Raw genomic sequence first — 21,687 nt, forward strand, 5'->3', positions numbered from 1 at the left:
CAACCGTCGATCGCAACGGTTGCGGCTTTTCTCTTTGATTTATCCACACATGTCCTCGTCATGCTCTTTTTCAACACGTATATTAGGCTGTGGGAGCGTTTAACGCTTGCCCTAACTGAGGATCGATTTTTTCAATCACTCTTTGCCAATCTTGATAATCGGGGATTGCTTTGAGCAAAAGATAATCTGTCGATAAGATGAACTCTGATAAATATTCGCTATAATTTGTAACCACAAGATCAATGGCATTTCCCTTCAAATAATCGGTCGTCAATTCATTGATTTTTGGAAAAAATACCAGATGATCATTGCCGACATAACGCAAAAAGCGCGCACGAATCGTGTGACAGGCATAGAGATCGCCTTCTATTATCAATGCGATCCGTCTGACTTTTTGAGCATAGAGCTCCCTGATTGCTTCACTGTAAAGGGTCAGTGCCGCACAAATATCTACCAGATACTCCTGCTTGATCCCAAGAATCGCTTGGTGCTGCTTCATAAATGCCAGATTCCTTTGATAAGCGGCAGAACGATGCTTCTGCGCTTCATTTTTCACTTCTGTTAGCAAGTGATTTAAAACGGGCGCCAGTTGCTCATTGATTTTCTTTGACAGGAAAAAGGCGTGGATCATCGTCTTGACCCGTTGGGGCTCTTGAAAGGAAATGCCCCATTCTTGAACGAAGCGCTGACTCAGTTCTTCGAGTTCAGGATACAGTCCAAACGATGCAACGAATTGCTGCTCTTTTTCAGGCTCGGTTAAAGTCCGTTTCATCACGGTCACTAAATAAAGCCACATAATTTCTTGTTGCGGCAGTCTTACTCGGTATAGCGCTTCGATTTTAGGTGCTAAGTCATTCATTACGGCAAATGCCTCATGGGTTTCGATGATTTTTGCCAACGATTGAGGAATCTGAACCGTCTTTCCCAATTGGTAACGCTTGATCGCAATATACAAACTATAATAAAAATCACTCGGAGAAACGCCTGTATTCACCAGCTCTGCGGGAATTTCTGAGAAAACATCACTGACTAGTGCAATCAGTTCTTTGGGGGGCAAGAGCGTATGAGGGGTGACATCTGATTCATAATAAAAATCTTTAAAGAACTTGCGAATATTGGCTTCGGAGCCACTCAAATTAACCGGTTGCAAGATCCACTCCACATGATACTTTCGCAACGTCACAGAAGCAGTATTCAAATAACGACGCATCGTACTTTCTGATACATACAAGCGCTGCGCCCACTCTTCAACCGAACAGAATTCACCGTGGAAAATGGCTTCCACGATTTGATACATTCCTTCTTCTGCAACAAGCTCCTTTTTTTGGGACAAGTATTTTTTCGGATTCGTTTCCCTAAAATGATAGCCATTGGCTACAAGCGAAAATTCGGCTGCCTCTTGTAGATAGGTTTTCAATTCTTTGATATCCGAGCTGATCGTCCGTTGGGTCACATCAAGTTTGTTTGCTAAACTTGCGATGGAACAAGTCCGTTCTCGCTCAAAAGTATTTAACATTTGAAGCCAGCGAACGGTCGTCTTATTTAGCATAAAATTTAACTGCAATTCTCTCATTTTCCCCTCCGTGTTTCTTCCTCACCGACTAGTGTCTTTACTATAGTACAATATTTAGGTGCATAAAAAAACCTTCCTATTTCCCAAATTCACATTAAGAAGCTTCTTGAATGTGTACTTAAGTGAACAAACAAGGTATTCTCTATGTAGACTTATTTTTGTGCAACTGGAGGAATTCGTATGACAAATATGGTTTATGGGTACGCACGTGTCTCCACAAGACAACAGGATCTCTCGCGTCAGTTAGATTTACTTGACCGGTATGAGTGCAATAAAATTTATACGGAAAAGATCAGTGGTGTTCGTGCGAATCGTCCTGAATTAAATAAATTAAAAAAACGAGTGAAAGAAAACGATAAAATCATCATTGAAAGTTTCTCGCGACTAGGAAGAAGTACCAAAGATCTCATTGATCTTGTCTACTTTTTTGAAAAAAAAGGAGTAAAGCTTATCAGTATCAAAGAAAATTTTGATACGCAAACCCCACAAGGGAAATTGATGATGACTGTTTTCCAAGCCTTTAGCCAATTCGAACGAGACATCATCGTCGAACGGACCAAAGAAGGCTTAGAATCCGCTCGTGCTAGAGGAAATATCGGTGGTCGCCCACGAATCGATCCTGGACTGATCCAACACGCATTGAACCTTTATCAAAAAGAAGGAAAAACCGTTGTGGATATCTGTGCCCAAACAGGGTTAAAACGATCAACTTTTTATCGTTATCTTAGTCTGGAAAAAGAAGAGATCGTTTCTTGAAGGAATAGGTTCTTCTAGATTTTTAGTTCAAAATCAGGGTAGATCAGAAAATTTATTTAAATATGGGTAGCAAAAAATCACAGGAAGAGAACTATCTCCTAACTCTTCCTGTGATTTTTTCGATTATTTATTGTTCTTTCCTTTATTTGGAATGAAAATTGTTAAATGATCGTACTCTTTATCGTTATGATCATAGGCTTTCACATTCGTTAGTCCAAAGGTGATGATTGTCTTAAATCAGCGAGAATCTCATCGTATCGCTCGCTATTCAAAAACTCATCTACTGACTGAAAATGCGCAGACGGTGCAGCTTTTTTTGCTCTTTCTTGAAGCTCTTTTTGAGTAATCACTAATGACGTTTCATCTGCTGATAAATCACGAATAGCAACATTTGTAACCTCAATATCATAACCTAGTTCTTGAACTTTTTTTCTAACAATCGCTGCCCCCATTGCTGAAGAGCCCATTCCTGCATCACAAGCAAATATAATTTTTTTAATTGAAAAATCTTTGCTAATTTTCCCTTTTCGCTTCATTTCCTTGGTCTTTTCTTCTGCTAGGAGAAATTCTTCATTGTTCTTATCCGACGTTCGATTTGTTAATTTATGAACAAGGGAAGCACCAATAAATGTGACCGCAGTTGCAACAGTGATTGCCAATAAAATACCAAAGTGGCTCCCCCGAGGAGTCACAGCCATGAAGGCAAAGATAGAGCCGGGCGAAGCTGGGGAAATCATTCCTGCTCCAGTAATCATTAGTGTTGCAACGCCACTCATTCCTCCTAATATAGCTGGAATCAGCAATAACGGATTCATCAGTACATAAGGAAAGAAAATTTCTGCTATTCCTCCAAAAAAATGGATAACGATGGCCCCAGGAGCGGTTTTCTTAGCTGTTCCTTTTCCAAAAACCATATATGATAACAAAATACCTAGCCCAACACCTGGATTATCAATTGCAAACATCATGGAACGACCATTTTCAGCTACTTGCTCTAAACCGATTGGTGCAAAAACACCAAAGTTAATGGCATTGTTCAAAAACAAGACTTTTGCTGGCTCCATAAAGATGCTTACTAAGGGCAAAAGATGGTTTTCAACGAGTACATTGACTGCATCAGTCATCATATAGTTCAATGTATTGAATATTGGACCTACTAATACATAGCCAATAACTGTCAAAATAGCAGCATAAATGCCCCCACTAAAGTTTTTAACAAGCATTTCAAACCCAGTTTTTACCTTTTCTTCATAAAGGGAATCGATTTTTTTCATCCCCCAGGCAGTACTCGGTCCTACTATCATTGCGCCTAAAAACATCGTAACATCAGCACCTACGATCAACCCCATAGTCACCATTGAGGCTACTACTGCCCCTCGAGTGCCATACACTTGTTTCCCACCTGTATACGCTACCAGCAATGGTAGCAAATAGTTTAGCGTAGGTGGCACGATTTCATTAAATTTTTCATTAGGAAGCCAACCCGTGGGAATAAACAATGCCGCTAATAGTCCCCAAGCTATAAAAGCTAGTATGTTCGGCATGATCATACCGCTTAAAAATGAGCCCATTTTTTGCAGTTTTACCCGGATCCCAGCACTTGACACCATATTTGTCCTATTCATCTTCTTCTCCTCTATCCTTAATTTTTAGTGACTTCGTCTTCCGCTATATCTTGATAACTAAAATATTCAAAAGTAGCTTCTTGCCTCATCCCTGTTAAATCATTGCAGTGAACGCCTACAAAAGCACCCGTAAATGCACTTCCTGTAGGTCCCAAGAATGGTTTTGCAATGTAATCATCTGAAAGTTTGTAAGTATCAAACATGAAAGAAAGTTCTTTCCAATTCTTCCTATCCAATGAATAAAAAAACTGATAAAAACGAGCATTGACCTTAACTCTCAGATACACATTCCCTTCTTCAGTTAAAACGATCGGAACTCTCAAGGGCCAACTAAGTTTTGCTCCTTCACATTTTAAAATTGTCAAAACTTTCCCTAATTGCTCGTTAGCCGTTACCTGTAGTGAGGTCCAATTCTTACTGTTGTAGTAACAGACCAAACCAGCACTTTGTTGAAAATACGAAGGGGAAAAATCAACCGCCGTTTCAGCTATAAAATTTACAGATTCAAATCTACGGGCAAGTAAGGATTGTTCGAAAACTGAATACAAGGATTCCTGTCCGTATAAAATCAATCCTTTCTTTGTTATCTGCCCCATTTTTTGGCTAAACGGAATTCTTAGGGTTTGAAACTCAGAAGGAATCCCCGAAGCGAAATAATTCTTTTTAGGTTTGCTGGACCAAGGGCACTCTGGTAAGTTTGGTTTGGGTACATACTTTTGCGCAACTTTTCCACCAGTCACGATCGGCCAATCGTCTGGTGTCCATTCAATTTTTGCTAATGCCGATTCACGCCCTAAGGTACAAAATCCTCTTTCTTCAAATAAGCCTTTTCCTTTTCGTTTAATTGGACGGCTTGCTAAGTATGCGATATACCATTCCTCACTATCCGTTTTAATTAATGACGCATGTCCCGTTTTTTGCAAATCATTTTCGGGAGAATACCAAGCGGTCAGGATAGGATTATCAGGGTGTACTTCATACGGTCCATACAATGATTTCGAGCGGGCCACAGTAACTGAATGCCCCCACTGGGATCCTCCCTCCGCTGTGAAAAGATAATAATAACCATTGATAAAATAAATATGTGGCCCCTCTGTTTTCTCTAAATGGGTTCCTTTAAAAATAATTTCTGGTTTTCCTACCAATTGTTCTTTTCCCTCATCAAATTCCTGAATAGCGATTCCGTAATTCCAAGGATGATCATTTCTAAAATCATAGATCATATTCAATAGATACTTTTTCCCGTCATTATCGTGGAAAAGCGATGGATCAAAACCACTCGCATTTAGAAAGATTGGTTCACTCCATGGACCTTCTATATCATCAGCGGTTACTAAATAGTTGCGGACATCTTTAAAGGCACGGTGTTCACGCATAATTGAATACACCAACCAAAATTTTCCGTCTTCGTATGTCAAACAAGGAGCCCAGACGCCACCACTATCTGGAACACCAACCATATCCAGCTGACTTATTCTATTTAACGGACGAACAAGTAAACGCCAGTTCTTTAAATCTTTCGACTCGTATATCTGTACACCGGGAAACCACTCGAATGTCGATGTGGCAATATAATAAGTATCCCCCCTTTTACAAATTGATGGATCTGGGTTAAAGCCTTTTAATATTGGATTTTGAATCATAAAATCATCCCCTTTTTTTGAAACCACTTTCATTCAGTTCCTATCTAAAGTATACTTTTATTAATAAATTTAGAAATGGTTTTTACCACGTTAAACTTACCAAAAACCACGGAGATCAAACTATGAAAAAGAGCTTATATAATCATCTAGCGTTTCTACCGAATTTAGATACTAGTGTCCGTTTCTTTTCTGCGCATACACAAAAAGTTCCTTATGGCTGGACTAGCTACTTAGACTCTCATAATGCTTTTGAAATCCTACTTATTTTATCTGGGAAGCAGAAAACCACGATCAACCAAAAGGAGTATTTATTGGATGCAGGAGATATCTTGATTATCCCTCCGGGTATGCTCCACTTAAATGCCTGTTACTCAGAAAATGGCTTACGCTACTTTACCGCACATTTCGATATCGATGAACCCGTTTTACGCTATGTACTAATGAAGAATATTCCCTTGATCTTCGAAAAAAACACAGCTGAGAACACTACACTCCAAGTAATCATCAATGAATGGATCGATCTCTATGATAAAGCACCTAGTTTTTCACTTTCTGATAAAATCTTAACCATTCAAATTTTAACAAAACTGATTTTTGAACTTATAAGATTCACTGAACTGGATCCTAAAAAAAATGCCAACATTCAAACGCTTAGTATCGCTAGAAGTATTGCAGAAGTTATCAATCACAATTTTCATCACTTTTTTGAAAGAAAAAATACTGAAAAGATCGATATCTTGATTAAAAAAATTTATGCTGAAGCGAATGTGTCTCCAAGTTATGGTCTTGAAGCTTTTAAAAAAATTTACGGTATTTCACCAAAAAATTATTTGGACTCACTTAAATTAAAAGAAGCCAAACGACTGTTAACTATCCCTGATATTACGATAGAAAGTATCTCGGAAAGACTTGGCTATTCGCACCCCGCACACTTTAGTCGACAATTCAAAAATTGGGTAGGCGTTTCACCAAACAGCTATCGCAAAACGAATATTGCCAATTTTGTATCCTGAATCATTTGTTACTAACAAATAAGGAATAGCGTAACAGCACCTTTATCTGCTGTCACTCTATTCCTTTAATATGCTTTACTATCGAAGTTGTCATTCCTCTAAACTATCTACCCAAATGCGTGTTGAAAATATTTTTCAACAATCCCTTTATTAGAAAACTATCATAGCAGATAAATGAACAAGTTAAAATTCAGTAGCCATTTGGATTACACTTTTATCTAGTTCTAATTTAGCAAGTTGTTTTGTTGATCCAACTGCTATTTTTTCTGTGATTTTTTCGATAAAAAAGGATCACCCCACCGATTAAAAATACAATCCCGGTAACGCTTAGGAAGACACTACTTATTTCTCCTGTTTTCGGCAGTTGCTTAGCTGTTGAGTACTTTCTTTCTTTCAGTGGTGGTTTACGGCCGGTAGCTGAGAATTCATTTGATTGTTCTGATGGACCATTTTCATTTTTTCCCACACCCGCTGTTTCTGATTCCCCGGTCTCAGGTCCCAACTGTATTGGCTCTTCAGTCGCTGAATTAGATTCTTCCGTCTCAGGTATTTCTGTCTCAGGACACTCCTCTTCTGGAAGATCCGTTTCTGGTGCTTCGGTTGGTGGTGTTTCGTTAGGCGCTTCGCTGACTTTTGCTTGTACAGTAATGACAGCACGGGCGGTCACTGCTCCGTAATGGTAGGAAACCATGTATTGACCAATTTTATCGGTGTTCACTTTGCCCTGAACTTCTACTTCTGAGTACGCTACTTCTTCGCCATCACGATCAGTGGCAGAATCAAAGTTTGTTTCTGGCTGCCATTCATCACCTTGATCCATCGTTGAATCGTGAACGTTCAGGGACGTTTGATCCGCCTTGACGGTAATAAGGGCTTTGCTTTCTATTCCGTGATAGCTGTAAGTGACCTCGTACTTGCCAGCTTTCGTTGTATCGACTGTTCCCGTGGCAGTGATATCCTCAAAAGCAACAGGTTTACCATCCCGATCTGTTGCGCTGTCGAAGTTGTCTTTGGCTGTCCAGTTTTCCCCTGTGTACAACTCGCTATCGTGGACTTTGACTGTAGTTTGATCGGCTTTGACGGTGATAAGGGCTTTGCTTTCTAAGTCATGATAGCTGTATATAACTTCATACTCGCCTACTTTCGTCGTATCGACAATCCCTGTGACAGTGATATCCCCAAAATCAACAGATGAACCGTCTCTATCTGTTGCATTATCGAAATTATCCTTAGCTGTCCAGTTATCCCCTGTGTACAACTCACTATCGTGGACTTTGAATGCCGTTTGGTTGGCTTTGACGGTGATAGTGGCTTTGCTTTCTACGCCGTGATAGCTGTAAGTGACCTCGTACTTTCCTGCTTGCGTTGTATCGACAGTCCCCGTGACAGTGATATCCCCAAAATCAACAGATGAACCATCTCTATCTGTTGCACTATCGAAATTATCCTTAGCTTTCCAGTTGTCCCCTGTGTACAACTCGCTGTCATGGGCAGTCACCTTGGTTTGGTCGGCTTTGACGGTGATCACAGCTTTTGATGCTACTCCATCATAACGATAAACTACCTCATATGACCCCGGTTTTTTAGTATCTACGCTTCCTTCAACGTTCACATCCGCAAACGAAACTGGGCTGTTATCCCGATCTACGGCTTGATCAAAGTTATCTTCTGCGGCCCAGTCATCGCCGACGTATATCGAAGAATCATGAACCTTAATCGCAGTGAATCGTGGTTTTACGAGTATCGTTACTTCTTTACTCACCTGATTCAATTGATAACTGATTTTATACGTAGCGGCTTTGTTAGTATCTACTTGTCCGGAAACACGACCACCCTCAGCAATAAATTCCTCATAAGTCAAAGTTTTGCCTTCTTTTGAAATAGCTTGCTCAAAATTATCCGCCGCTGTCCATGTATCCTGTTCATAAATCGTGGTATCTTTCACGGTCAGATCGGTATAGTCAGTCGGTGCTTTTTGATAGACGTACGTCACCGTTACTTCGCCACGAGGAAGAACACCTTTTGCATTCGTTGGCAGTTGACTGGTATCAAGGATGTACCCCGGAATTTGTGGAATAAACGCACTTGTAGAGACATCATAAGGCTCATTGGTACTATCATTGATCGTTTGGGAAGGATAGATTTCCATACCAGTCTCATCCACATATTTAATGGTCAGATGGCTATTTGTAAAGCGAATATTATATGTTGCTGTAAACAAAAGGTTACCGTTAGCGTCGGTATATTCTAAAACCGCTGTTAAACCGTAGTAGTTGATCGTAAAACCTGTGAAGCTTGTCCAAGATATATTTAATTGATTGGTACCAGTCACTTCATTTGTATACCATAGTCCCACCAGCATGTATACCTTATCCGTTTTGTAGACATAAAAATCTTCTGTCAGCTGCGGGTCTTGGTATAGTGTTTGGTGTGCGTATTTTTCCGGGATTGGCAAATCCAAAACCAGTGCTTTATACTTGATCGGATCATATTCTACAGTCAGATCGTAGTTGAAACTCTCGATACTCTTCGTTGATTCTGCAGCGAGAGGTTGACTATCCGTAGATTCTACATTGGTTTCAGCAGATGGGGCAGTAACTGAAATTTGAGTTTTTTCTGCAGCATCAGCTGCGTTAGATTGATTTGTTTCTGAGTTTGAAGTGGTGGTCACCACTTCACTTTCGATTGTTTCAGAAGATATGACGTCAGCATTTCCTTCTTGGGTATCTGTCTTTTCTCCTGTGTTCATGCTTCCTGTTGAATCTGCCAGCAAGGGAACCGATGAGTCTATGAATGGTGTTTGCTGCTCTGTTTGTTGTGTTTCTGTTGCCTGAGCGATCGGCCATGTGCTTGGAAAGGTTGTCCCTAAAATCAGCATCCCTATTAAACCGCTCTTAATTATAACTACGCGTTTTTTCATTTTTACTTTTTCTCCTTTTTCTTTTTCCAAACTTTATTCACACTTACTTCCGTTCCAATCTGTCCAAATTTTGGTTGACTGCAACTGGCAGGGGTGTTTTCTATAAAATAACTCCCTTAAATGACTGTCCTTCGCAAAAATATGTGGGCGCCGCATCTTTAACATGAATTCCTTCAATTTTCAAGGGATAAGACTTCTTGAATGGCCCAGAGTATTATATAATTTACTTAAAACGAATGGTTTTTATATTCGATCGCTGATCGCTCCCACAGGGTCTTGAAAGAGGTGGTGACATCAATGTTAGAAAATTTATCCATCAACTTACATCGAGATAAGGCATTTTCTCGTCAAGTAAAAATTCTGCAAGTGCTAAATGCAGCACCCGCAGGATATCACCCGCAAGAGTTGGCGACATTATTGGGACTTTCCTTGCCTACAGTCTCTAAAGAATTAAGTATTTTAAGCGACAGTTTGCCGAAAGATCTGGTCAAGATCAAACTTTCTGGATCCAACATCGTTTCGATTGAGTATGCACCAAATGCTTCAATCAATTCTGCCATTCAGCTTTTGGGCATGGAAACGTTGGAGTTTAAAATCATGTCTAGTATCATTGATAATAAAAAATACTCTATTCACCGAGCAACGATCGAATTTGGCTATTCCCGCAGTCATCTGTTGCGAACGATCAGTTATATGAACAAATCTTTACAAACCTATTCTGTGACCATCGCAACGAATCATCTTGATTTTATCGGTACCGAAGCCGATATTCGCTTTTGTCTGTTTGTCTTTTTCTCCGCTTATGGCGATAGCACGATCTTAGATAAAGACAGCCCTGCAGATGCGCGTCTTCTGGTCCAAAAAGCAAAAGAAGCCAACAAAAAAGATTTGCATTACAGTCATTATCGACTTGCCCTATGGCTAAGTATTGCCAAGCGTAGGTGGCGCTATTCTTACTTTTTGACATTGCCACCGTCTTTAGAACGCAATCTATTAGAGAAAGAACGCTTCGCTGTTTTCTCAAAAATATTAAACGAACATTATTTAAAAAAATACCGGATCATCCACTTGCCGCAACAAGAACTCCTTTGGATCTTCCTCAATGCTCTCCACTGCATTTCGTATAGTACGATGGATATTAATGGGGAAAGCGAGGCGGATTACATTTTTCACCATACAGAGAAACCAGAAATTCTCGCAGAAGTTGCTGCCTTTTTAAAGAAACCTGGAATAGCTATCCTTCCTGCAGCATCACACAAAATCATCGCATATCTCGTAAATCTCCGCTTGTTAACGATGATTTCTGCGAATTACGAATTTGCCGATCCCCAGATCAAAACCTTTGTTGAAGCGACATTCAAGACGGACTACCTTGCTTGGAATAAATGGTTGAAACAGTTTAATGAACAAAGTCGTTTCTTTTCGTTTACTCACTTAGAGCATGTCGCAGTTACGTTGACCTTGTTAAGCGAACTTTCTTCTAGCAATCAGTTGAAAAAACATCTCAAAGTGGCCTTTGCTTTTCAAGGTGGTGCTGGATTAGATGCCTTTTTAGCCGCATCAACAGAGCTATTCAAAAATGACCATACAGAAATCAGTTATTTTTTTGAAGTGGCTCCTGATGAACAAGAATTGATCCATCGAGAAATTGATTTGATCGTTAGCAATTTTGACTTGCATCTGAAAAGTAACCCCAAATTTCAGCAACTACGAATTTCCAATGTTCCTACCCTTTCGGACTGGACGATCATCCACAAAACGATTGAACAGCTGATTCAGCCAAGAATCACACCGATTCATTGACCTAAGGAAACTGTCGGCCTTCTTGAAGGAAGCGCCGTCAGTTTTTTCATTGCATGGTTTGCTATTTTAGTCCTTTCCTAAGTATCCATTTTTCATTTCTCTTAGCGTGTCTATTTTTTTCACATCAGAAAAAAATCAGACCTTTTTTCAAGATTCCTCTCCTAACAAATGCTTTTCTTTTCAAGCGCAGCGTAAAAATTCATTGTCTTGTTTTCGTGTGCTGCTCGTAATCCCTGAAAAGTTGGGATGTTTGGTGTATTTTTTTATGATAGAAATTTTAGCAGCTACTCTTAGCACCAAATGTGAAAAGCGTTATTTTAAAAGCAAAGAAACATACGATCAAAACAGACTGCATGTTTTAAATAACTTTTGTATCTATTTTTTTTATTTACTAGAAAAAAAAGAAATCTTCTCCCCGCTCCTTTTTTGTATAATAGGTAAAAAGAGAGGGGGACCAATGTGGATTTTATCAAAGAGCTGCACTCCTTTAAAACGATCGTTGAAGAAGGTACGTTTACGAAAGCTGCTGCTAAATTAAACTATGCCCAATCGACGGTTACGAACCATATCAAAAAGTTAGAAGAAGAGTTAGAAGTAGCGTTATTTTTGGAAGGAAAAAGCAATGTACTCACGTTGGAAGGTGAATTGTTGAAACAGGCGGTTCCTGGTCTGATCGCTCAGTGGGAGGAGGTCAAAGAACAGTTGCTCAATGCTTCGAACACAGTCGAATATTCTTTACGGATGGGCATCGTCCCCCCTTATGACATGTTGATTTTACCGGAGCTTCTCCATGTATTTTCCCACCAATACCCAAAAATAAAATTCGAGATCATGGTGGGATCCACGCTGGCATTAGCCGATGCATTAAAAGAAAATCGTATTGATTTTGCGTTATGCTCACTTCCTCACGAAGATTCCTTTGTCTATGAAGAACTTTTCCAAGAAGAAATCTGCTGCATCACTTCGATCACGAACCCATTGATCATTAAGGAATTAGCCGACCTTACAGGAATCCATCTATACAGTTCCGGCGGTGACTGTCCTGCACTTAGAAATATCGAGGGCTACCTTGACCAGTGTGTACCTTCGCTCCAATGGGAATATGTCAGCAGCAGCACGACGATTCCTTATTTGATTGAACAAACAGGCTTCTGCGGTCTAGTCCCGCGTTCGATCATTGATCAAACATGCGCTCAAGTAAAAATTTTATCACTGCCTTTACCGAATCTCCGCATGACGATTGGCTTACTGTCAAAGCAATCATTGACACTTTTCCCGAATATTACAAAAAAGTTTGTCTTTGAGTTAAAAATGCGCTTACTGTCATTGTGATAAAATCAGTTTGATCACGATCGATTTTTATGCAGTTATTCTTCAAAAAAAAATGATAGTATTTATTCTAGCAGCAAAGAAGCAGCGTGAAAACAAATAGCCGCACAACCTCTTTCTGTTCTACAGACGTTGTGCAGCATAGCTTTTCATTTCGCTTATTATTATTCAATCAGATGATTACCTTTTGTTTCGCCACTCACTTTTTGTTATCATTTTACTTTTTTTATGCAAACTGGTACGATTATTCATGCTATCCGCAGGAGATAAAAAAGCCACTGTTGTTCTTTACATTTCAGAATTTTTTACCGATTATAAAAAATAGAAACGTTCTTTCATCCTTTCCAATGTATACTCTACTTTGGAAAAGAACAATCACCAAAAAAGGCTGGACTTGAAAACCGTTCGATCATGTTTTTAGTAGCAGGCAGTTATTGCTCAAGGAGCCTATTTTTGCAATTGTCAGAAAAAATAGACGATGAGAAAAGGAGGAAAAACTATGTTTATCATTGAAGCGATCTTCAGCTTTCTAAGAGACACATTAGGTGTGATCCTGGCCATTCTCTTAGGGACGCTTTGTTTGTCGATGGTGATCAATCTGATCGTTATCGTTGTAAAAAACACCTATTCAAAATTTAAAAAGAATTATTAACGAATCGCTGTCTTCTAATAGATAGCTTTTTTAGATAGTTTTTTCAACCTCTCAGGTCTCTTTTTTGCCTTTGTAATATCTTTTTTCAAACTCAATCCAAGATTTGCTGAATTCATGGTTGGAAAAGGCACTTTTTAAGCCTGAGCGCTGCTTAAAGCGAAAGACCTCTTCGCGGTCCATCCCCAATTCCTTGGCAATTCGTTCATCCGACCACTCGTTAGCAACCAACTGCTGCACGATGTTTCCCATCTTCTCGATGCCATGGGTACCACGTGCTCGATTGTGGCGAATCGTTGAAGCGATGCGATTCTCAAAAGGCTTATCGATCACTGTGACCGGAACGCTTGGCAATTCTAAGCGATCTTTTGCTACGACATACCGATGAAACCCATCGATCAAAATATACTTGTCCTGCTCCTTATCGTGGTAACAAACCAGTGGCTGCGTAAAGCCATCTTCCCGAATCGACAGTTCCAGCAAATCCATCTCTGGAGCAGCCACGGTGTTGGGATTATACGTATTCGCGTGAATCTTGCTGACTGGGATCAGCTTCGCCGCTAACACTGGAAAATCGATATCGCTCATGAGGTACTACACTCCTTTTTAGAAATGAATAATTTTTTGTTTGTCGATAGACCGCAAACCCTTTTGACTCCAAAAGTGCAATTTCACTAGGCTGGTTACTAGAAGCGAGAATCTCTGCTTCTGGGTAGTTGCGGCTGATATCCACCAACATTTTCCGTAAAAGAAACTTTTTAAATTGAGCAGTTGGATCTTTTTCATAAAATTCCCCTAGCTCCACTTTATTGACGCCTTTTTCATAATAAGAAAAAGCGGTCACCCGTTTTTCGTCATCAAGAATCACATACCAGTAGCAGTTCTCATCATTGACTAAGTACGGAAATTGCTGCTGATACACCCGTTCCGCAAAAAATGCCCCCATCAATTGATAGAATTGGCTTTTCTTATACGGTGGAAAAAATAAAACCAATCGTTCGTTCACAAAACCCTTCCTCTCTAGGGACACATTCGTCCATCGTTAGGTGATTTTTTTCGTTAAATACTCATATTTGGCATTCAATTTTTTTAACTGATACTTGGGTAAATGCTCGATTCCCAACGCCGCCCCAAAATCGACCGCCAACTCATACAATTCCGTCTCATCTTTTTTCGTCAGACTGTATTGTCGCGTGCTCAAAGAAAAATCATTTTTTTCTAACGCACGAGCGATCCCTTTCCAGTCATGCCAGAGTACTTCGTTTTTCAGCCACTCCTTACGTTTGGTCACATCGGGAATGTCTTCCACTTCGATCCCGTGCTTTTCTCGATAATGATCAATCAAGATTGTGATTTTGCGGTAATAATGGTCCTGTAATTTCTTTGAATAAAGTCCAATTGATTCCAGTAAAAAGACCGCATACTCTTGCCAAGTCATATGACTTGGCTTTCTCGTATTGTAATGCGCCAATAATCCCGTCTGGGCATACAATCGACCAAAATTGGCTCCTGACACGCGGTTGACGACGCGTTCCCACGTTTCCGGTTCCACCAGAGCATATTGGTATAAGCCTTTTCGTTGTTGCATACCATAAGGCTGACAGATTCGCATTTGATGAATCGGAACGCCATGATCATATAATTTTTCATAAAAGCCATTGATCGGCCAGTCAAAATGGGCATAGGCGCCCCAGACATCTTCTGTCTTCCAATCATAGATGGGGTAAAAATTGACGACCATGGAATCTGCTACTTGCCGTTTGATCCAGCATTGCTTCCGAAAGTTATACTTTGGCGAAGTTATCGACCGATATCGGTATAGACTTTCCTGTGTTCGGATGCCAACGCCACAAGCAACGGGTTCACACTGATGATAGTTTGCGTACCAGTGAGCAAAGTTTCGTAAGAACTTATCTGGATTCATATTTGCACTCTGATAGATTTCCATCAATGATTCATCTAAATCAGCAAGTGAAATTGCATCTTTTGGCATCATCTGTACCCACTTCTCACGTTCTTGTTCATCCCACATCAGCCATTGTGGCTGAAATACGCTAGTGTTGTTGTCCTCGTAAAAGGGCAAACAGAAGTGAAAGGTTTGATTGATAGTTGGTAACGCTTTGATTTTTTCCATGAACGTTCTCGTAGCATCATAATTTGCCTCGATATCTAAAATCAGCAGATCAAAAGTTTTCTTTTTTTGTCGGGCGACTTGGTCAGCCAACTGAATCATGGCACCGCTATCTTTTCCACCACTGAAAGAGAAATAAACATGGGGAAAGGTATCAAAAATATATTCCAGGCGCGTCATCGCCGCTTCCAGCACATTATCCTTACAATATTTCTTCATAAAAGCTCATGTCCTCATTTTATTTGTCCTTTTTTTGAATAAGTATTACATTCTAGTATAAAGTTTCACTTAGCTTCTTACAAGGACTTAAGGGAGATTTTGCATTCGATACATGCAAATAATTGTTAGCTATCATTGCAATGTGTTCCCCATTGCTCACTACTATTCCTAGTAATCAAGAAAAATAGTAGAAAAATTCCTTCTGAAACAAGTTTTATTGCTTTTCTTGATTCATTCAGCCAAAAGGGTTTGAAGGACTTTTTCAATACGCTTCACTTGTTTTTCATTGAAGTGGGACAGCCATTCTTGATCCGCAAGTAAACGCTGAATCTCTTGCTGAAGGTCTTTGTATCGACTGGCTTCCTGGATGTTTTCAGTCATTTTCAAGAAATTACTAATTTTTTCTCCTTTAGGCAGCAGTACATACTCTTGCTTGATCCCTTCAAACTTGTCTTCATGATCAATCACCAAAAGTTGAGTGATCAAATCATGAGCGATCCACCGATGATAGGAGTTTTTATGGGTATGCAATGCCCAGATCCGTTCCCATTCATCATAAATCAGCTCAGGGTTTTTAACGGCTACTTCTTTAATGATCAAATAACTATTAAAATACTCATTGATATGATTTTGACCATCAACGATATTCTCCACTAGCCTCTCTCTTACCTTTCGATCATCGATCGCCGTTTGCACAAACGGTTGGGGATCAAAGGATGTTGTCTGGAAATGACCTGCGATTTCTGGGTAGTCCATGCTTTCACCTTCTTTAAAAATTATAAGATTATTTTACAGGTTTGAACCTCTAAGTTTATTTTAACAGAATCTATGTGCGAAAAAAGTGGCTTTTATATTCCCCTTCTTTTATCAATCATCCATTCTGATAATGTAGGTAGACTAACGCCACTTTGAATATCATACTTTTTGGAAAACCCAATTTAAAATTGAAAACAGCTGGAAAGAATCCTTTCGATCCTTTATCCACTAACACTGCTATCTATTGATTTCTTCCGTTCGTCTATTGAGCGCTAGGAAAAGTGCAAGCTTCCTTTTATATCCTTTTCTGAAAGGAGCCCTTCACAAGAGAACCTGCTGGCAACTACTTTCTCGTTAAATTCCCAATGTCACTGACACAAAAAAGGAAGTCCCGCGTTCGGGACTTCCTAACGTTCTTTTCTCTTCAAATACTATTTCACGCATAGCTGCGAGATGCTGGATCACGCGTCCTTTCTCCGAATACCTCGGTCGGTAGGCATTTTGATCCATTGTTCTGGTGGACGCTTTCTGATTTTTTTTGGTGCAAACATCAGTTGAATAGTTCTTTTGACAAAGTTATTTCGGTATACGTTTTCCATAACTTCCACGCCCTTTTCAATTGATTTAGGAAGCGGTGACGTCGATCCTTCTTCCTATTTTTATTATAAGCCCCAATCCGGTACAAAACAAACAATTCAGCTGCTGTTTTCTCCCATTCGTTTAGATGAAATCTGTGGTTGCTGCTAAAAAAAGAGGCACATATTCTTGAATAAAGTTCAATAAGCCACCGCATATTTATTGAAAAAAATAATGAAAAATTGCAGAAAAAGATCGAAACTACTCGAGACAAACGCCAAAGGGCTGTGTTTTTGAATGAAAAATCGTTTCACTTTACTTTTTCTTAAATTTTAATTATTATTCTTTTGAAATAAGAATAATGAAGGAGATAAAAACATGGAAAAATACCAAGTGTTCCCTGGTCAAAACTATCAGGCAAATGTTATTGGCTTTACCGGTTTACAAGAAGTTAGTGTGATTCATGTTTACGAGAATACTGCAACTGTTCTAATCAAAGAAACAGCTGAAACAGGTGTTGCTAAGCTATGTAATTTTCTAGTTGGTGCCACACAATTAGTTAGTTGATCCTCTTTTATTAACCAAAACATGAGGAGCCATTTGCCATCCAACATGTTGTAGGAAAACGATTTGAAAGTAGTCCTTTGTGAGCTTGCTCTTTTCCTATTCATCAATTACAGCAGTATTTTTATTTATCTACTCAATATCTCTCTACTTTATATATAAATAGTGTTAGAATGAACAAAAGGAAACGTATCAGGCTTCCCCCAAGAGAATCTTCCCCAAGTACTCTTGTCTGATACGTTTCCTATTTTTGTGGCGAAAAAGCCACAGACCAATGGTAGCCCTTTACTCTGTGAAAAGCAAGCATTCAAAATTGATTTTTTCTTTATTTTTTTATTTTATCTCCTCAAATTCCCTTTAAAAATCAGGCAAAAACACACCTCTCGTAATAAGGTGTGTTCTTTTTTTGACAATGATTATTCACGAATAATAAGTTCATAAGGCAGAATGATCTGTTCTTGTTTTCTTTCTTGAAACAAGCGAAAGGCTTCTTTGCCGCACTGATTCAGATGAAACTCAACGGAAGAAAAATGCAGCATTTGACTGATAAGCAGGTTTTCTTGTCCAATCACGATGGGTGCTGTCCCGTGGGAGTATTGATTCAAAATCATTGCTGCGATTTCGTCTCCATTTGTGATCACCCCATCGATTCCTCGTTCTTTAAAAAAGGCTGCTGCGGAAATCCCGTCTTGTGCTTTGATACAATCCCAATAAATATCGGCTTCCGAAAAAGCAGGAAACAGCTCCTTGGCTTTTGCGATGGTATTGACTGAATTGCAGCTAAGACGTTTGCTGCGCCCGAGCGTCAGTCCCAAACGTTTTACGCCTTGTTCTTTTAAATAATTGATACTAGCTGTCACAGAGCCGACCAAGTCGATCGCAACGAAAGGAACAGCAGTACCGGTCGAATTTTCACAAAAAACGATCGGTCCTTTTTCCATGTAGGGATAAAACGTCTCGATATGATTTGCGCGGGTAATGACGATCAATCCGTCAAACCCTTTTGCAGCGAATTCTTCTAGATATTCTAGTTCCAATTTCCGATCAAAATTGGTCGGCAATAACGTCACTTTGTATTTTTTAGCAAAGGCTTCTTCCATAATGCCATTTAGAATCCCATCAAAAAAGGCGTGATTGACAAACGGCACGATGACCCCAATATTATAGGTTTTCCCCGAGCTGAGCTTTTGGGCGATCTTATTCGGTTTGTAATCCAGTTCTTCCATCACCGCCAAAATCGCTGCTCGCTTTTGCTCATCGACATAAGGATGGCCATTGATCACACGAGAGACTGTCGTGATCGAAAAACCAGTGATTTTTGCTATATCGCGTATCGTTGCCATTTCCTTCATTCCTATCTGTTTGTTTTACGATTGACCTAAGTCTACCATAGAAAATTTACTGATTCACTTTCGATAAATTTTCTGAAAAGGTCCCTTGGTTGATTGTACGGTATGAAACGAGTTTCATAGCAAGACTTAGACTCCTTGAAAATAAAAGAAATTTATTTATAAACAAAAACTGATTGCTTAGCAAGCTACAAGCGCTACTTAAGCAATCAGTTTTTCTACTGTTTACTGAATCATTTCTTTTGATAAGCTTTTACGTTTCTTCGTATACCTTCGCATCAGTAACTCGATGCCCTTATCCGCAAAGCGTTGCATATAGGCGGAAAAATTCAACAAGGCAATCAAGAGAATGAGGTTGAGATAGCTGGTATTGCCTAGGTTAAAGAGGTCACGACCGACGATCAAGGCAACAAAGTACAAGATCTGGGTGCTGAAAAAAATCATCGTTCGATAGCTGTTGATAGCTGGATAGACCTTTTTCTGGATCAAGCGATAGTTCCAAGCGGTAAAAATAATGCTCATGATCGATAGAGCTTTGCTGCTACTGTTGAACCAATAGCCAAAGTTGATGATCAGCAGAGTTCCTACCGTAATCGTCAATGCTGTTGGAAAAGCATTTTTGAAAATCGTTGTCATAAATTCCCCTTTGATCCGATTGAAGTCTGGTTCAAAGTTTAAAAAGAAGGTCGGAATGCCGACAAAGCAGGCATTGATGATCGTTAATTGGATCGGCTCAAAAGGATATGTCGTTCCTGATAACAACGTCCCCATAGTGATCATGATGGAGAATAAGACTTGCACTAGCACCAATGAACCTGAGCGAGTAATGTTATTGATTACTCGGCGGCCTTCATCCATGACCGATGGCAAAGCATCGAATTGATTTTCCAAAAGCACCAAATTTGATACTTGACGCGCAGCATCGACACCGGAAGCCATCGCGATGGAACAGTCGGCTTCTTTCAGCGCCAAAACATCGTTGACGCCATCGCCAGTCATCGCGACAGTATGCCCTTGTTCTTTCAAGTAGAGTACCATTTCTTTCTTTTGTTGCGGCGTCACTCGACCAAAAATCTGATAGTTGCTGACAGCTTCTTTTAATTCGGCTGCAGTTAATTTTGATACATCGATAAAATCAGCAGCCCCTGGTAGATTGACTTTTTTCGCGATTTGACTGACTGTCACTGGATCATCGCCAGAGATGATCTTGCATTGGATTGCTTGTGAACGAAAATACTCCAAGGTCTCTTTGGCATCTTCACGGATCGTGTCTGACAGTAAATAAAATCCTAACGGTTCAATATCCGTCGGCAGTCCTGCCTCCTCATAGCCTTGCGCACTGTGCGCCAAAACGATCACCCGATAGCCTTCTTCTGCCAGCTGTCTTTCCTGTTTTAAGACAGCTTCATGGTTGGTTCCCAGTAAAATCGACGCAGCTCCGATGAAATAAGTGCCTTGCCCTTCAAACGTGACACAACTGAATTTGCGGTCAGATGAAAAGGGGATGACTTGCTGCATCTGGTAAGTCGTTTTTTCTGAAAAAAAGGTTCGTAGCGCCATTGCCGTTGGGTTCTGATCGGGTAGCTGAGCCATTAAGTTGCCGGTGATTTCTGCCAACGGTGTTTCCGATTGTAAGGAAATCGTCTTTTCCACCGTCATCTTGCCTTCGGTGATCGTGCCGGTTTTGTCTAAGCAAAGAACATCGACCCGTGCCAAAGCATCAATGCAGTTCAATTCCTGCACCATCACTTTTTTGCGCGCCAGATAGACGGCACTGATGGTCAATGTGACACTGGTCAATAAAAACAAACCTTCGGGGAACATCCCTACAGCTGCCGCCACCGTCCGTAAGATGGCGGTGTTGAAAGCCGCATGAGAGAAATAGAACTGTTTGACAAACAAGAGGGTACATAACGGTACCAAAATCAAGCTGATCCAACGAATGATTTTATTCAAACTGCCTTGGATCAAGTATTTTTGTCGTTTGATGGTCTTGGCTTCTTTGTTGATTTTTGCGATATAGTTATCAGCGCCTATGTGGATCACTTGGCACAACGCTTCACCAGCAGTGATAAAACTGCCAGAAAACAACTCGTCTGCTGGCTGTTTGTGGATCGTATCCATTTCACCAGTCAGCAAGGATTCATTGACTTCTAAAGATCCTTGAATGACTTTGGCATCCGTCGGCACTTGATCCCCGCTTTTCAGTCGTAACACATCATCCATTACGAGTTTGTGGATCGGCAAATTCTCCAGCTTACCATCTCGATAGACATCGGCTTTGGCCACTTTTAGCAGTGCCAGCTTATCCAGGGTTCGTTTAGAACGAACTTCTTGAAAGAGATTGATGATCACATTGCTGAAGACAACAAAGACAAACAAGCCGTTTTGATAAGAACCCGTCAAACAGACGAGAAAGAATAAGACACAGTTGATTAAATTAAAAAAGGTAAAGATATTGGTAAAAAGGATTTTCGGGTACGTATTCGTTGTATCCTTTTTTGTCTTATTGACTTGACCGCGCTGCACCCGCGCCTTGACTTCTCCTGACGTCAAGCCAATGGTTTGGTTGTTTTCGATGATCCTCACCCTTTCTATTCATAGTCATTTACTTTTCGTTTGCTGAATATTCTGCAAACGTGCATTGGACTTGGGAATGGTTATGTGTTTTTTCTATAAAACCAATTGGCGGCGATTGCGTAAGTTACGCCATCATCTATCGGCTTTTTTCCGTAAAAAAACAAGTACTGTCTAAAATATAGCATACCCTTTTAAGTAATG

Annotated in this window: 16 protein-coding genes; 6 read left to right on the plus strand and 10 right to left on the minus strand. The window is 40.0% G+C overall.

Features of this window, described 5'->3' with window-relative positions; translation table 11 throughout:
- Positions 1 to 82: 82 nt before the first annotated feature.
- Positions 83 to 1,573 (minus strand): helix-turn-helix domain-containing protein, encoded by a 1,491-nt coding sequence (locus tag IGI89_RS02265; RefSeq protein WP_086299113.1) that lies wholly within the window; start codon positions 1,571 to 1,573, stop codon positions 83 to 85.
- A gap of 180 nt (positions 1,574 to 1,753) precedes the next feature.
- Between IGI89_RS02265 and IGI89_RS02270 the strand changes: the two genes are divergently transcribed.
- Positions 1,754 to 2,329 carry a recombinase family protein gene (locus IGI89_RS02270; RefSeq protein ID WP_139960435.1) on the plus strand — a complete coding sequence of 192 codons (576 nt, stop codon included), beginning with the start codon at positions 1,754 to 1,756 and terminating at the stop codon, positions 2,327 to 2,329.
- A 209-nt stretch (positions 2,330 to 2,538) separates the two neighbouring features.
- Here IGI89_RS02270 and IGI89_RS02275 read toward each other — a convergent pair whose 3' ends face one another.
- The gene (locus IGI89_RS02275; protein ID WP_430619319.1) at positions 2,539 to 3,954 is read right to left on the minus strand and encodes a PTS mannitol transporter subunit IICB; all 1,416 of its coding nucleotides are present in this window, start codon (positions 3,952 to 3,954) and stop codon (positions 2,539 to 2,541) included.
- 17 nt (positions 3,955 to 3,971) lie between these two features.
- Entirely contained in the window at positions 3,972 to 5,597 is a 1,626-nt protein-coding gene (locus IGI89_RS02280; RefSeq protein ID WP_430619318.1) for a glycoside hydrolase family 43 protein, read from the minus strand.
- A gap of 122 nt (positions 5,598 to 5,719) precedes the next feature.
- Here IGI89_RS02280 and IGI89_RS02285 point away from each other — a divergent pair, with 122 nt between their 5' ends.
- Positions 5,720 to 6,610 (plus strand): AraC family transcriptional regulator, encoded by an 891-nt coding sequence (locus IGI89_RS02285; RefSeq protein ID WP_005232009.1) that lies wholly within the window; start codon positions 5,720 to 5,722, stop codon positions 6,608 to 6,610.
- 229 nt (positions 6,611 to 6,839) lie between these two features.
- Here IGI89_RS02285 and IGI89_RS02290 read toward each other — a convergent pair whose 3' ends face one another.
- On the minus strand, positions 6,840 to 9,530 hold the full coding sequence (locus IGI89_RS02290; RefSeq protein ID WP_438735264.1) for a bacterial Ig-like domain-containing protein: 2,691 nt from the start codon (positions 9,528 to 9,530) through the stop codon (positions 6,840 to 6,842).
- Positions 9,531 to 9,827: 297 nt separating this feature from the next.
- Here IGI89_RS02290 and IGI89_RS02295 point away from each other — a divergent pair, with 297 nt between their 5' ends.
- From IGI89_RS02295 to IGI89_RS02305, 3 genes are all read left to right on the plus strand, one after another.
- Positions 9,828 to 11,333: a helix-turn-helix domain-containing protein gene (locus IGI89_RS02295; protein WP_016611300.1), complete on the plus strand. Its 1,506-nt coding sequence runs from the start codon at positions 9,828 to 9,830 to the stop codon at positions 11,331 to 11,333.
- 459 nt (positions 11,334 to 11,792) lie between these two features.
- Complete coding sequence (locus tag IGI89_RS02300) at positions 11,793 to 12,665, plus strand: LysR family transcriptional regulator (RefSeq protein ID WP_438735266.1); 873 nt, start codon at positions 11,793 to 11,795, stop codon at positions 12,663 to 12,665.
- 496 nt (positions 12,666 to 13,161) lie between these two features.
- The gene (locus tag IGI89_RS02305; RefSeq protein ID WP_008377957.1) at positions 13,162 to 13,314 is read left to right on the plus strand and encodes a hypothetical protein; all 153 of its coding nucleotides are present in this window, start codon (positions 13,162 to 13,164) and stop codon (positions 13,312 to 13,314) included.
- 51 nt (positions 13,315 to 13,365) lie between these two features.
- Here IGI89_RS02305 and IGI89_RS02310 read toward each other — a convergent pair whose 3' ends face one another.
- The 4 genes from IGI89_RS02310 to IGI89_RS02325 all read right to left on the minus strand — a co-directional run bounded on the left by IGI89_RS02310 (position 13,366) and on the right by IGI89_RS02325 (position 16,417).
- Positions 13,366 to 13,899 (minus strand): IbrB-like domain-containing protein, encoded by a 534-nt coding sequence (locus tag IGI89_RS02310; RefSeq protein ID WP_005232014.1) that lies wholly within the window; start codon positions 13,897 to 13,899, stop codon positions 13,366 to 13,368.
- Positions 13,826 to 14,317, minus strand: a complete 492-nt coding sequence (locus IGI89_RS02315) for a hypothetical protein (RefSeq protein WP_050790962.1) — start codon at positions 14,315 to 14,317, stop codon at positions 13,826 to 13,828. The genes IGI89_RS02310 and IGI89_RS02315 overlap by 74 nt, the downstream gene beginning before the upstream one ends.
- A 36-nt stretch (positions 14,318 to 14,353) precedes the next feature.
- Positions 14,354 to 15,661: a DUF3440 domain-containing protein gene (locus IGI89_RS02320; protein WP_008377955.1), complete on the minus strand. Its 1,308-nt coding sequence runs from the start codon at positions 15,659 to 15,661 to the stop codon at positions 14,354 to 14,356.
- 231 nt (positions 15,662 to 15,892) lie between these two features.
- A complete protein-coding gene (locus IGI89_RS02325; protein WP_016619925.1) occupies positions 15,893 to 16,417 on the minus strand; it encodes a hypothetical protein in 525 nt (174 codons plus the stop codon).
- A 954-nt stretch (positions 16,418 to 17,371) separates the two neighbouring features.
- Here IGI89_RS02325 and IGI89_RS02330 point away from each other — a divergent pair.
- Complete coding sequence (locus IGI89_RS02330; RefSeq protein WP_005227564.1) at positions 17,372 to 17,560, plus strand: hypothetical protein; 189 nt, start codon at positions 17,372 to 17,374, stop codon at positions 17,558 to 17,560.
- A 413-nt stretch (positions 17,561 to 17,973) separates the two neighbouring features.
- Here the strand turns inward: IGI89_RS02330 and IGI89_RS02335 are convergent, their stop codons facing one another.
- Together IGI89_RS02335 and IGI89_RS02340 are read right to left on the minus strand one after the other, a co-directional pair.
- The gene (locus IGI89_RS02335; protein WP_008377949.1) at positions 17,974 to 18,900 is read right to left on the minus strand and encodes a LacI family DNA-binding transcriptional regulator; all 927 of its coding nucleotides are present in this window, start codon (positions 18,898 to 18,900) and stop codon (positions 17,974 to 17,976) included.
- A 231-nt stretch (positions 18,901 to 19,131) separates the two neighbouring features.
- Complete coding sequence (locus IGI89_RS02340; protein WP_438735270.1) at positions 19,132 to 21,495, minus strand: HAD-IC family P-type ATPase; 2,364 nt, start codon at positions 21,493 to 21,495, stop codon at positions 19,132 to 19,134.
- Positions 21,496 to 21,687 lie beyond the last annotated feature (192 nt).

The sequence above is a fragment of the Enterococcus sp. AZ141 genome (assembly GCF_051714385.1).
GTDB lineage: Bacteria > Bacillota > Bacilli > Lactobacillales > Enterococcaceae > Enterococcus_D > Enterococcus_D entomosocium.

What these genes read in the sequence shown, in the direction of transcription:
- IGI89_RS02265 (WP_086299113.1), bottom strand. Translation starts at nt 1,573, where the DNA reads ATGAGAGAATTGCAGTTAAATTTTATGCTAAATAAGACGACCGTTCGC.
- IGI89_RS02270 (WP_139960435.1), top strand. Translation starts at nt 1,754, where the DNA reads ATGACAAATATGGTTTATGGGTACGCACGTGTCTCCACAAGACAACAG.
- IGI89_RS02275 (WP_430619319.1), bottom strand. Translation starts at nt 3,954, where the DNA reads ATGAATAGGACAAATATGGTGTCAAGTGCTGGGATCCGGGTAAAACTG.
- IGI89_RS02280 (WP_430619318.1), bottom strand. Translation starts at nt 5,597, where the DNA reads ATGATTCAAAATCCAATATTAAAAGGCTTTAACCCAGATCCATCAATT.
- IGI89_RS02285 (WP_005232009.1), top strand. Translation starts at nt 5,720, where the DNA reads ATGAAAAAGAGCTTATATAATCATCTAGCGTTTCTACCGAATTTAGAT.
- IGI89_RS02290 (WP_438735264.1), bottom strand. Translation starts at nt 9,530, where the DNA reads ATGAAAAAACGCGTAGTTATAATTAAGAGCGGTTTAATAGGGATGCTG.
- IGI89_RS02295 (WP_016611300.1), top strand. Translation starts at nt 9,828, where the DNA reads ATGTTAGAAAATTTATCCATCAACTTACATCGAGATAAGGCATTTTCT.
- IGI89_RS02305 (WP_008377957.1), top strand. Translation starts at nt 13,162, where the DNA reads ATGTTTATCATTGAAGCGATCTTCAGCTTTCTAAGAGACACATTAGGT.
- IGI89_RS02310 (WP_005232014.1), bottom strand. Translation starts at nt 13,899, where the DNA reads ATGAGCGATATCGATTTTCCAGTGTTAGCGGCGAAGCTGATCCCAGTC.
- IGI89_RS02320 (WP_008377955.1), bottom strand. Translation starts at nt 15,661, where the DNA reads ATGAAGAAATATTGTAAGGATAATGTGCTGGAAGCGGCGATGACGCGC.
- IGI89_RS02325 (WP_016619925.1), bottom strand. Translation starts at nt 16,417, where the DNA reads ATGGACTACCCAGAAATCGCAGGTCATTTCCAGACAACATCCTTTGAT.
- IGI89_RS02330 (WP_005227564.1), top strand. Translation starts at nt 17,372, where the DNA reads ATGGAAAAATACCAAGTGTTCCCTGGTCAAAACTATCAGGCAAATGTT.
- IGI89_RS02335 (WP_008377949.1), bottom strand. Translation starts at nt 18,900, where the DNA reads ATGGCAACGATACGCGATATAGCAAAAATCACTGGTTTTTCGATCACG.